Here is a 10,836-nt window from a genome sequence, read left to right as displayed (position 1 = left end):
GACCAGGGCGGCCGAGACCGCAGCGCCGGCGAGCGCGAGCTTGACCGGAGTCGCACCCTCCCGCCCGACGGCCGAGACGGCGTAGACGAGCCCGGCGGCGAGCGCCGCACCGGCGAACGCGAACCACACGTACCCGGAGACGGCGGTGACCCCGAGGAACGCGATCGCGACGACGACGGCGAGGGAGGCTCCGAAGTTGACGCCGAGGATACCGGGGTCCGCCAGCGGGTTGCGCGAGAGGCCCTGCATGACGGTGCCGGCGAGCCCCAGCGCCAGCCCGGCCGCGAGGCCGAGCAGCGTGCGCGGGAGCCGGCTGCCGACGACGACCAGGGAGTCGTCGTCGGTCGCCGAGTAATGCGTCAGCGCGTGGAGGACGTCCGCGGGCGCGATGGTCCGCGCACCGACCATCAGGCTCAGCACGCACACCACCAGCAGCGCCGCGACGGCGACCACGAAGCCGATCAGCGCACGCCGACGGCGCCGGACGCGAGCGGGGGCCTCCCCCGTGCGTCCGGCGCCGGCGGTGGCGACACCAGTGGGCATCGAGCGGCTACTTGACCTTCTCGGCCGCGGCGGCCAGCTGCGGCACGTATCGGTCGAGCATCCACGGGATGCTGAGCACGCTCGGGGCGCTCGTCGCCGCGACGAACGACTCCCCGACGATCGGGGCGAAGCGGCCCTCCTTGACCGTCGGCATCGCGGCGACCAGCGGGTCGGCAGTGAAGGCGTCGACCGACGACTGCTTGTCGAAGTACATCACCAGCAGGTCGGTGTCGATCTTGGAGAGGTTCTCGTAGCTGAGCTGGTAGAAGAAGCTGCCGTCGCCCTTCGACGAGTCGAGGGTCGCGATGCTCGGCGAGTTCTTCATCCCGAGGTCGTTCAGCAGCTGCACGCGCGGGTCCTCCGCGCGGTAGACGTTGAGCACGCCGGGCTCGTTGGCGGCGGCGTAGAAGAACGTCTTGTCCTTGATGACCGGGTACTTGTCGGCGAGCGCGGCGACCGAGTCCTCGGTCTTCGTGACCAGGTCGGAGGCCTCCGACGACAGGCCGAGGGCCTTGCCGACGATCGCAGTCTGGTCGCGCCAGCTGGTCGCCCACGGCTTCTCGGGGTAGGCGACGACCGGGGCGATCTTGCTCAGAGTGTCGAACTCGGTCTGGGTGAGGCCGGAGTACGGAGCGAGGATGACGTCGGGCTTCGCCTTGACGAACTGCTCGAACGGCACCTCGCCGGAGTCGGCGTCGAGGAGCTCGGGCGTTGTGCCCTTCAGCTGCTTGATCTTGTCGGCGTCCCAGGGCAGGAGGCCGTTCGCGTCGCCGCCGTACGTGAACTTCGGCATCGCGACCGGCACGATCCCGAGCGCGAGCGCGATGTCTTGCGCGCCCCAGCCCCAGGTGGCGACCCGCTTGGGGGCGGCGTCGATGGTGGTCTTGCCGAGCGCACTGTCGATCGTCACGGGGAAGCTCCCGGCGGAGCCGGAGGACGAGCTCTCGGCGCCGGATCCGCTCGCGGAACACCCGGTCAGGGCGAGGGCGGCGGCCGAGACGACGGCGGCGAACGACAGGACGAGACGCGACCGGCGAAGGCCGGAGCGTGCGATTTCAGGCATGACTCTCCTCACGAGGGTGCCGTGGCACAGATGGGAAGCGTGCCGACGTGGCACATTAGGTAAGCCTAACCTAAACGGATGCTTCCTGCTCGCGGATCTCCTCCTGCAGCTCCCGCAGCGTCGATCGGAGGGCGCGCTCGGCGTCCAGACCCTGCGCCTTGGCCGACGCCACGATGGCCAGCAGCAGCGGCCCCAGCTCGTCCTCCCCCGACACCTGCACGCCGCCCGACTCGCTCAGATCGAGGAGGCCGACCTTCTCCGCCCGGCCGAGCAGCTTGTCGGCCAACGCGAGGGAGGGCATCGCCTGCGGGATGCCGTCGAGCACACTCGTTCGGCCGGGCTTCTCGGCCTTCTTGAGGTCGTCCCAGAAGCCGACGACATCCTCGGCCGTCTCCGCCGTGCGGTCGCCGCCGAAGACGTGCGGGTGCCGGCCGACCATCTTGCGGGTCATGTGCTCGGCGACATCCTGGATGTCGAAGTCCTCCCCCGGCGTGTGGGCGGCGATGTCCGCGTGGAACAGCACCTGATAGAGCACATCGCCGAGTTCTTCGAGCATCGCGTCGCGGTCACCGGTCTCGATCGCCTCGATGAGTTCGTACGACTCCTCGATCAGGTACTGCACGAGCGACTCGTGCGTCTGATCGGCGTCCCACGGGCAGCCTCCCGGGGCGCGGAGTCGGGCCATCACCGCGACGAGCTCGTCGAGTCTGGTGGGCGCAACGTCGGTCATGGGATGCTCCTCCCGTCGGGATACGTTCATCCTCTCACCGCGATCGCCCGCTACACTGAACGACTGGTGTGCCGGGAAGTCTGGTCGGCGAATGTCGTTCCCGACCGCGCACGAGAGGCTTCCCGATGAGCATCATCCGCTCCGAACGCACCGCCGCCGGCCTCCTCCTCGGCGCCGCAGCGCTCGGCCTCCTGCTCGCGAACACGGCCGTCGGCCCTGCGCTGCTCGACCTCCAGCACGCCCACCTCGGCGGCGGCCTCGTCGACCTGAGCGTCGGGCACTGGATCAGCGACGGCCTGCTGGCGATCTTCTTCTTCATCGTCGCGGTCGAGCTCAAGCACGAGCTCGTCGCCGGCGAGCTCAACTCGTTCGCCAAGGCGATCCACCCCGCGATCGCGGCGGCGTGCGGCGTCCTCGTCCCCGCGCTGATCTACCTGGCGATCGCCGGTGGCTCCGGGCTCGCGGACGGCTGGCCCATCCCGACCGCGACCGACATCGCCTTCGCACTCGGCGTGCTCGCCGTCTTCGGACGCGGACTGCCGAACCGGATGCGGGTCTTCCTCCTGGCGCTCGCTGTTCTGGACGACCTGGTCGCCATCCTCATCATCGCGGTGTTCTTCACGACCGACCCGAACCTCCTCGAACTCGCAGCGGCGGCTGTGGTCGTCGCGGCGTTCGGCCTCCTGAGCCGGCTGCTGCGCGGAAGGCTGCGCTGGCCGATCGGGATCCTGATGGTGCTGCTCGCGGTGCTGACGTGGTGGCTGGTCTACGACTCGGGCGTGCACGCGACGATCGCCGGCGTGGCCCTCGGCCTCGTCATGTCGCGCGCTCCCGCCAGTCGCGTGACGCACGCGCTCGAGCCGTGGTCGAACGGCCTCATCCTGCCGCTGTTCGCGTTCTCGGCTGCGCTCGTGGTCATACCCGCGGTGTCGCCGAGCGAGCTGTCGCCGGCGTTCTGGGGCATCCTGATCGCGCTGCCGGTGGGCAAGCTTGTGGGGATCACGCTGGGCGGCTGGCTGGGCTCGTTCACGCGCCCGCGGCACGAGCGCGGGCGCATCCCGTTGTTCGCGCTCGTGACGATCGCGGCCCTCGGCGGAATCGGCTTCACGGTGTCGCTGCTGATGAACGAGCTGGCGTTCGCCGGATCGGCGACCGTCCGTGCGGAGGGGACGATCGCCGTCCTGCTGGGATCCGCCGTCTCGATCGTGCTGAGCGGCGTGCTCGTCTCGCTGCTCGCCCGCCGAAACCGGAGGCTGCACCCGCATGCGGGCGATCGCTGACGACTTTTCGTCACGAATGTCGCGATTCGTGGCACGAAACACGACATTCGTGACGAATGCGGCGCGTCGAGCGGGGAGTCAGGCGGCGGGTTCGGTGGCCGGCTCCGGGGTCGGGAAGAGGGCGCCGAGCAGGCTCGCAACCCATTCGATGAGCGCCGAGTCGTCGGGCGCCTCGCCGTTCACGCGCGGCAGCGGGACCGTCGCCACCTTGGGAGCGGCGTGATACTTCGAGCCCGGGTACATGCGCTGGAGGCGCACCTGCAGCGAGTCCGGTAGCAGCGCCGGCGCGAGGCGGAGGTTCGAGCCCATCGCCACGACCTCCCCCAGGCCCGCACGCTGGGCCGCCCGCCGCAGCCGCGAAACGGCGATCAGGTTCACGACCGGCTCGGGAGGCTCCCCGTAGCGATCGGTGAGCTCCTCCAGCACCAGGTCGATCTGGCCGTCCTTCGCCGCCGGCGAGCTCGCGGTCGAGAGCTTCTGGTAGGCCTCCAGCCTCAGCCGCTCGCTGTCGACGTATTCCTCGGGGATGTGCGCGTCGACGGGCAGCTCGAGCCGCAGCTCGGTCTGGCCCTCGGCGACCTCGCCGCGGAACGTCGAGACGGCCTCCCCGATCATCCGCAGGTACAGGTCGAAGCCCACGCCCGCGATGTGGCCGGACTGCTCCCCGCCCAGGAGGTTGCCCGCGCCGCGGATCTCGAGGTCTTTGAGCGCGACCTGCATGCCGCTGCCGAGGTCGTTGTTGGCCGCGATGGTCGACAGGCGGTCGTGCGCCGTCTCGCTCAGCGGCTTGTCCTCGTCCCACAGGAAGTACGCGTACGCCCGCTCGCGCCCGCGGCCGACCCGGCCGCGGAGCTGGTGCAGCTGGCTCAGGCCGTACTTGTCGGCGCGGTCGATGATGATCGTGTTGGCATTGGAGATGTCCAGGCCGGTCTCGATGATGGTCGTCGAGACGAGGACGTCGAACTTGCGCTCCCAGAAGTCCACCACGACCTGTTCGAGAGCGCGCTCGTTCATGCGGCCGTGCGCGACGGCGATGCGCGCCTCCGGCACCAGCTCGGCCAGCTTGGCCGCGGTCGCCGAGATCGAGCCGACGCGGTTGTGCACGAAGAACACCTGACCCTCGCGCAGCAGCTCGCGCCGGATGGCGGCGGCGACCTGGCGCTCGGAGTACGGCCCGACGAACGTCAGGATCGGGTGCCGGTCCTCTGGCGGAGTGGCGAGCGTCGACATCTCGCGGATGCCGGTGACCGCCATCTCGAGCGTGCGCGGGATCGGCGTCGCACTCATCGCCAGGATGTCGACGTTGGTCTTGAGCTTCTTCAGCGCGTCCTTGTGCTCCACGCCGAACCGCTGCTCCTCGTCGATGATGACGAGCCCGAGGTCTTTGAACGTCACGCCGTCGGCGAGGATGCGGTGCGTGCCGATCACGATGTCGACGGTGCCGTCGGCCATGCCGCGCAGGGTCTCGCGTGCGTCCTTGTCGGATTGGAACCGGCTGAGCTGGCGCAGGTGGATGGGGAAGCCGGCGAAGCGTTCGAGGAAGGTCTCCGCGTGCTGTTTGACCAGCAGGGTCGTCGGCACCAGCATCGCCACCTGCTTGCCGTCCTGGATCGCCTTGAACGCCGCACGGACCGCGATCTCGGTCTTGCCGAAACCGACGTCGCCCGAGATCAGCCGGTCCATCGGGATCGGCCGCTCCATATCGGCCTTGACCTCGTCGATCGTCTGCAGCTGGTCGTGCGTCTCGGCGAAGGGGAACGCCTCCTCGAGCTCGCGCTGCCACGGGGTGTCGGGCCCGAAGGAGTGGCCCTTGCTGGCCATGCGCGCCGAGTACAGCTTGACGAGCTCGACGGCGATGTCGCGCACCGCGCGCCGGGCGCGGCCCTTGGCGGCCGACCAGTCGCTGCCGCCCATCTTGGACAGCTGCGGGGCATCGCCGCCGACGTACCGGGTCAGGAGGTCGAGCTGGTCGGTGGGCACGTAGAGCTTGTCGCCGGGATAGCCGCGCTTGGAGGGCGCGTACTCGAGAACCAGGTACTCGCGCTTCGACTTGACGGCGTTGCGGCCGCCGCTCGACACCTCGCGCTGCGTCAGCTCGAGGAACTTGCCGATGCCGTGCGTCTCGTGCACCACGTAGTCGCCGGGCTTCAGAGCCAGCGGGTCGACGACGTTCTTACGCCGGGTGGCGAGCTTCTTGACCTGCCGCGACTCGTAGCCGACCGAGCGCCCGTAGAACTCGCTCTCGCCGATCAGCGCCAGCTTGTCTTCCGGCATCTCGAAGCCGTGCTCGACGTTCGCCCGCAGCAGGTAGGCCACCCCGGGCTCCGGGTTCTCGGGGAACGCGTCGACCGGACGTGCGGGGAGCTCCGCATCGGCGAGCACCTGCGCCGCCCGCTCCACCAGACCGGCGCCCTCGGCGACGATCGCGACCTGCCAGCCGCCGCGGAGGCGCTGCGCCACATGTTCGACGGCCCCGGTGACGTTGCCCTGGAAGCTGGGCACGGCCTCCGCCGCGACGCGCACCTGAAGGTATTCCTCCACCTCGCGCTCGAGCGGCGCTTCGTCCATCGCGTCGGCCTGGAACCCGGAGAACGTCCACCACGGGTGGTCGGGGCTCTGCTGGCCGGGCCGGCTGAACTTCACCGAGTCGCGCAGCTTCTGCAGGGTGAGGAAGTCTCCGGCGGCGAGATCGATCGGAGCGGCGGCGCCGACGGTGGCTGCGCTCCAGGCGGCAGAGAGGAACTCGCGGTTGGTCTCGGCGAGGCTCACCGCGCGGGAGGCGACCCGCTCGGGCGACAGCACCGCCACTGCGGCACCCTCGGGGAGGTAGTGCGTGAGCGGCACGAGCCGGTCGACGAGCGCGGGCGCGAGCGACTCCATGCCCTCCACCGGGATGCCCTCGCCGATCTTGGCGAGCATCGCGGACAGGCTGGGGAACTCGTGCTCCATCTCGCGGGCCCGCTGCCGCACCGGCTCACTGAGCAGCAGCTCGCGACTCGGCGGCAGCGACACCGACGGGATCGGTTCGGGCAGCGATCGTTGGTCCGCGACGGAGAACGCCCGGATCTGCTCGACTTCGTCGCCGAAGAAATCCACCCGGTAGGGGTGCTCGGCGGTCGGCGGGAAGACGTCGAGGATGCCGCCGCGCACCGCGAACTCGCCGCGCCGGGTCACCATGTCGACCCGCGCGTACGCCAGGTCGACCAGGTGGAGGGCGAGCCCGCCGAGGTCGAAGCCGCGGCCTCCCGCATCGAGCGCGATCGTGTCGTAGTCGGTCAGGTTGTCGGCGAGCGGCTGCAGGGCGGCGCGGACGGACGCGACCAGGACGAACGGATGGCTCGCCTCCCCCGCGTCGCGAGCGGCGGACCAGTCGGCCAGCCGCCGCAGTGCGACGAGGCGCTTGCCGACGATCTCGGGGCTCGGGCTCAGCCGTTCGTGCGGCAGCGTCTCCCACGCCGGGAACTCGACGATCTCGGCATCGGGGAGCACGCACGGGAGCGCGGCGCGCACCGACTCCGACTCGCGGCCGGTCGCCGTGATGACGAGCACGGCCTGCGAGGCTCCCGCGGCCGCGCGCTTGCCGACCAGGCCGGCGAGAAGGGGCACGCGCAGGCCATCGGTCAACGAGAAGTCGGCGTCGCGCGCCGCATAGGCCAGTGCGTCGGAGAACGTGGAGGCGCGCTCGAGCGCCGCGATCAAGCCCTGCAGTATCACTCGGGCAAGTCTACGCGGGGGCACCGACAGCACGACCGCTGCCGGGAAGGTGGAGGAGTTCCCCGCTCCCGCCGAGGGTGTGCCAGGTCAGCGGCGCCTCGGATGCCGCCGCCGCGGTCGCCCCGCGGAACCCGCGGCTGCTGAGCAGCAGAGAGCCGAACGACGGGACGAGCCGGTCGGCTGCGGCGAGCACGCCGAACCCTCCGAGATCGTCCAGTTGCGCGACGCCCGCCTTGACACAGGCCTCTTTCGCGGTCCAGACCAGGCGGAATGCGCGCGCGGGATCGATCGCGGCTGCCAGGAGCGCCCGTTCCGAGAGAGTGAGCGCGGCGTGCGGAATGCCGCCGTGCTCGATGTCGGCGTCGGCGAACACTTCGACGTCCACGCCGAGCGGCGCGGGCGACGCAGCCGCGGCGACCCAGCCGCGCGAGTGCGACCAGCTCACGTGCAGCCCGGAGACCGGCAGCGGCCGGCCGTGCGCCCTGCCGCAGACAGCGCAGCGCTGCTGCAGCGCCGCCGGCGCGATGTCTCGAGCGCCCGCCTCCTGGAGGACCCGAACAGCGAGCAGGCGGGCGGCCACGAAATCGTCCCGGTCGGCCGGCGACCGCAGTGCGCGGCGACGCGCCTCCGCCGCCCGGCCGAGCGGACCGGCCGGCAGGAGGGCGAGGACCTCTCGGGTCTTCGCGACGACGACGAGGCTCAGATCCATCCGTCCAGCGCCTGCATGAATCCGTCGTGGTCATCACGGTTGATCACATGACCGCTTCCCGCGACCACGCGCACATCGAAGCCGGTCTCGCGGAGGCGTTCGGCCACCCGCGGCTTCACCAGATAGGAGTTGTCGGCGAGCATCACCAGCGACGGTACCGCCAAGTGCTCGGGAGCGCGCATCACGTCGGGCGAGAGCACGGCAGGGATCGCGGCGCGGTGGAACGACTCGAACGTCTCGCGTTCGATCGCCACGTCGACGGGATCCCAGCGCGGGTTGCGCTTGGCGATCTTCGCCGCCGACTGCCGGGCGAGCGTGCGGAGGAAGGCGGGCGCGAGCTTCAACTGGAGCCAGCCCGCCGCCGGGCACGAGAACGCGGGGTCGACGTAGACCGCGCGCTCGGGGTGGAGCCGGTCGACCGCGAGGCTCACCGTGAGTCCGCCGAGCGAGTGTCCCATCACCAGCTCCGGCGCGTACGGGACCGTCTCGAGGATGTCCTCCGCCATGAGATCGGCGGTGTACTCCGCAGCGCGCGGGCTGTGGCCGTGACCGCGCAGGTCGACGGCGACCACGTGATAGCCGCGCTCGGCGAGCACCGGACCGACCCGCCGCCAATTGCGCGAGTCGGACATGACGCCGTGGACCAGAACCGCGTAGCGGTCGCCAGTGCCCCACTCGCGCGTGTACAACTTCATGGACCGAGACGGTACCCCGTCGTCCTGGGCCTGAGCCTCACGTCGGCCACGCTCTGGCTGAACGTGCGGCACGGGATCCTGGGGAGGACACACCTCGGATCTCACCCGCGAATAGGCGGCGGCAGTCGATCCCGTCGCCTGCCCGACGAGATCGCCCGACCCTCAGCGCTCGGTGTGGAAGCGGTTCTGCGCGGCAGTCAGGCCGTGGGTCGCGATCTGCTCGACAGCGTCGGCGGCGTCGCCCACAAGGATCGGCAAGGTCTTGCGCTCGGCCGAGCTGAAGCCGGCGAGCACGTGGTCGGCGGCCGCTCGTGCGCCGGGAGGCCGGCCGACGCCCACGCGCACCCGCGTGAAGTCGCCGGTGCCCGTGGCGGCGATCACGTCGCGGACGCCGTTATGGCCTCCGTGGCCTCCACCGAACTTGAGCTTGAGGGTGTCGAAGGGGATGTCCAGTTCGTCCTGCACGACGATCAGCCTCGACGGGTCGAGCGAGTAGAACCGGAGAAGCTGCGACACCGGGCCGCCCGACACGTTCATGAACGTGTTGGGCTTGGCCAGGACGAACCGCGGCCCGCCGGGGGCGAGACGCCCCTCGGCGACCGTGGCGTTCGTCTTGTGGGTCTTGAAGGTGAGACGTCCGCGCGAAGCGAGCTCGTCGAGCACCATCTGGCCCACATTGTGACGCGTGGCGGCGTAGCCGGGCCCGGGATTCCCGAGCCCGACCACGAGCCAAGGGCCCTCCTGCTGCAGAGGATCGGCCATGGGGAGTGATTACTCCGCGGAATCTTCGGCGGCGCCCTCGGCGGCCTCCTCGGCGGCGGCCTCCTCGGCCTCCTCCTCCTCGTCGGCACGCGCGGCGGCGGGCACGACGATGTTGAGGATCAGGAGCTCCTCGTCTTCGGCGAGCACGGCGCCGGCCGGAAGCGCGAAGTCCTTGGCGTGGTACTGCGTGCCCTCTTCGGCGTCGGTGACGTCGATGACGATGCGCTCGGGGATGTGGGTGGCCTCGACCTCGAGCTTGAGGGTCGGGATGTCCAGCACCGCGATGGTGCCGGAGAACGGCTCGCCCTCGACGTGCACGGGCACCTCGACCTGGACCTTCTCGCCGCGACGCACGACCAGGAGGTCGAGGTGCTCGATGATCTGGAGCACCGGGTCCTTCTGGACGTCCTTCACCAGCGTGAGCTGGTGAGTGCCGTCGATGTCGAGGTCGAGCACCGCGTTGGCCTTGCGGAGCAGCAGGCCGACCTGGTGGGCCGGGACGGTGATGTGGACCGGGTCGGTGCCGTGGCCGTAGATGACCGCGGGGATCTTGCCCGCGGCGCGGATCTTGCGGGCAGCGCCCTTGCCGAAGCTGTCGCGGACCTCCGCGACGACCTTGTTGGACTCGTCAGCCATGATGCCTCCTTGCCGGCGATGCCGGCTCTCGGGCGAGCCCTGGGCTCGCAGTGTTGGGTGTTCGACTCGAGCGCATCGAAGTGCGCGAGGAAAGACTGCGAAGCCTGCTCCACCGCGTCGATTACGGATGCGTGACGCATCCCTCGCCGAAGTTCAGTGGCCCAGTCTACCCGACCCGGCGCTCGACGCGATCCACGATCGCGGCGACGAGGTCGCCGGGCGACGCGGCGATGTCGAGGCGGAGGCCGGCCTCGTCGGGCTGGAGGGGCTCCAGGGTCGCGAGCTGCGAGTCGAGCAGGGAGGCCGGCATGAAGTGCCCCGGCCGGATCATCCGCTCCTGAAGCAGCTCGCGCGTGCCGTCGAGCTCGGCGAAGACGGCGCCGGGGGCCTCGCTGCGTATCAGGTCGCGGTAGGAGCGCTTGAGTGCGGAGCAGGCGACGACCATCCCGGCGTCGCCGCCCTCGGCGAGCGTGCGCCCCACCGCGCGCAACCAGGGCTCGCGGTCGACGTCGGTCAGCGGGATCCCTGCGGTCATCTTCGCGACGTTGACCGCCGGGTGGAGGTCGTCGCCGTCCACGAACGACGCGCCGAGCGCGTCGGCCACCTCACGCCCGACCGTCGACTTGCCGGATCCCGACACGCCCATCACGACTACTCGTACTCCCACGCGCGCTCCTCCTGCTCCCGTCCTCCTATTCTCCGAC

10 protein-coding genes are annotated in these 10,836 nt (G+C 70.5%); 1 reads left to right on the top strand and 9 read right to left on the bottom strand.

Annotated features, from left to right (window positions below; translation table 11 throughout):
• From AC0HS0_RS02350 to AC0HS0_RS02340, 3 genes are all read right to left on the bottom strand, one after another.
• Nucleotides 1-543: iron chelate uptake ABC transporter family permease subunit (locus AC0HS0_RS02350; protein ID WP_472961401.1), on the bottom strand; the 543-nt coding region annotated here is incomplete at its 3' end.
• A 7-nt stretch (nt 544-550) separates the two neighbouring features.
• Nucleotides 551-1,606, bottom strand: coding sequence for an iron-siderophore ABC transporter substrate-binding protein (locus AC0HS0_RS02345; protein WP_472961400.1), 1,056 nt, complete (start codon nt 1,604-1,606; stop codon nt 551-553).
• 70 nt (nt 1,607-1,676) lie between these two features.
• Nucleotides 1,677-2,336, bottom strand: a complete 660-nt coding sequence (locus AC0HS0_RS02340) for a nucleoside triphosphate pyrophosphohydrolase (protein ID WP_472961399.1) — start codon at nt 2,334-2,336, stop codon at nt 1,677-1,679.
• A gap of 125 nt (nt 2,337-2,461) precedes the next feature.
• Between AC0HS0_RS02340 and AC0HS0_RS02335 the strand changes: the two genes are divergently transcribed.
• The gene (locus tag AC0HS0_RS02335) at nt 2,462-3,616 is read left to right on the top strand and encodes a Na+/H+ antiporter NhaA (protein WP_472961397.1); all 1,155 of its coding nucleotides are present in this window, start codon (nt 2,462-2,464) and stop codon (nt 3,614-3,616) included.
• A gap of 78 nt (nt 3,617-3,694) precedes the next feature.
• On the opposite strand, the gene mfd is transcribed toward AC0HS0_RS02335, so the two are convergent.
• From mfd to AC0HS0_RS02305, 6 genes are all read right to left on the bottom strand, one after another.
• Nucleotides 3,695-7,330, bottom strand: coding sequence for a transcription-repair coupling factor (mfd, locus tag AC0HS0_RS02330; protein WP_472961395.1), 3,636 nt, complete (start codon nt 7,328-7,330; stop codon nt 3,695-3,697).
• A gap of 10 nt (nt 7,331-7,340) precedes the next feature.
• Complete coding sequence (locus AC0HS0_RS02325; protein WP_472961393.1) at nt 7,341-8,039, bottom strand: 4'-phosphopantetheinyl transferase family protein; 699 nt, start codon at nt 8,037-8,039, stop codon at nt 7,341-7,343.
• Nucleotides 8,030-8,734, bottom strand: coding sequence for an alpha/beta fold hydrolase (locus AC0HS0_RS02320; RefSeq protein WP_472961391.1), 705 nt, complete (start codon nt 8,732-8,734; stop codon nt 8,030-8,032). The genes AC0HS0_RS02325 and AC0HS0_RS02320 overlap by 10 nt, the downstream gene beginning before the upstream one ends.
• 162 nt (nt 8,735-8,896) lie before the next feature.
• A complete protein-coding gene (pth, locus tag AC0HS0_RS02315; protein ID WP_472961389.1) occupies nt 8,897-9,496 on the bottom strand; it encodes an aminoacyl-tRNA hydrolase in 600 nt (199 codons plus the stop codon).
• A 9-nt stretch (nt 9,497-9,505) separates the two neighbouring features.
• A complete protein-coding gene (locus tag AC0HS0_RS02310; RefSeq protein WP_472961387.1) occupies nt 9,506-10,132 on the bottom strand; it encodes a 50S ribosomal protein L25/general stress protein Ctc in 627 nt (208 codons plus the stop codon).
• A gap of 166 nt (nt 10,133-10,298) precedes the next feature.
• Nucleotides 10,299-10,799 (bottom strand): gluconokinase, encoded by a 501-nt coding sequence (locus tag AC0HS0_RS02305; RefSeq protein ID WP_472961385.1) that lies wholly within the window; start codon nt 10,797-10,799, stop codon nt 10,299-10,301.
• Between the last annotated feature and the right edge of the window lie 37 nt (nt 10,800-10,836).

The organism is Leifsonia sp. PARNA 1/14 (genome assembly GCF_055720965.1).
Note: the sequence above shows the minus strand (reverse complement) of the source record. Positions and strands in the feature narration are given on the sequence as shown.

Excerpts from the sequence above, each read along its gene's own strand:
- AC0HS0_RS02345 (WP_472961400.1), bottom strand. The coding sequence starts at position 1,606 with ATGCCTGAAATCGCACGCTCCGGCCTTCGCCGGTCGCGTCTCGTCCTG.
- AC0HS0_RS02340 (WP_472961399.1), bottom strand. The coding sequence starts at position 2,336 with ATGACCGACGTTGCGCCCACCAGACTCGACGAGCTCGTCGCGGTGATG.
- AC0HS0_RS02335 (WP_472961397.1), top strand. The coding sequence starts at position 2,462 with ATGAGCATCATCCGCTCCGAACGCACCGCCGCCGGCCTCCTCCTCGGC.
- AC0HS0_RS02325 (WP_472961393.1), bottom strand. The coding sequence starts at position 8,039 with ATGGATCTGAGCCTCGTCGTCGTCGCGAAGACCCGAGAGGTCCTCGCC.
- AC0HS0_RS02320 (WP_472961391.1), bottom strand. The coding sequence starts at position 8,734 with ATGAAGTTGTACACGCGCGAGTGGGGCACTGGCGACCGCTACGCGGTT.
- pth (WP_472961389.1), bottom strand. The coding sequence starts at position 9,496 with ATGGCCGATCCTCTGCAGCAGGAGGGCCCTTGGCTCGTGGTCGGGCTC.
- AC0HS0_RS02310 (WP_472961387.1), bottom strand. The coding sequence starts at position 10,132 with ATGGCTGACGAGTCCAACAAGGTCGTCGCGGAGGTCCGCGACAGCTTC.